This is a genomic window from Brevibacterium sp. SIMBA_078 (assembly GCF_046534565.1).
GTDB lineage: Bacteria > Actinomycetota > Actinomycetes > Actinomycetales > Brevibacteriaceae > Brevibacterium.
The window spans coordinates 1-278 of sequence record NZ_JAWRYQ010000166.1 but is presented as its reverse complement, the minus strand read 5'-3'; the positions used below and the strand labels follow the sequence as shown (position 1 = coordinate 278).

At 48.6% G+C, this 278-nt stretch carries 1 protein-coding gene; it reads right to left on the bottom strand.

Going from position 1 to position 278, the window contains the following annotated elements; translation table 11 throughout:
- Positions 1-278 (bottom strand): hypothetical protein (locus SB749_RS19305; protein ID WP_410711727.1); only part of this gene is annotated, 278 nt, incomplete at both ends.

The following is a 278-nucleotide window of genomic DNA, read 5'->3' as shown; positions in this document are numbered from 1 at the left end:
ATAGCAGCTTGAATAACCCGGTTTCAAAGGTTGGGGTACGTTCCATGCCCATAAAAGGGAAGCTTTCGAAGTACATGGTGTCAATGCCGTCGCCGCTGCGGGACACAAAGGTTATCTGCTCGTCACCGTCAACCTGGCGGAATAAATTATCGTCCACTTCAACAAACTGGCGTGGATGATAAAGACCCGTGACCATCAGGGTGTTATCTTCGGTTGGAACATCATCAATACTACCACCCATAATACCCAGTGCTTTCTCAATAGAGCTGACGTTGCGG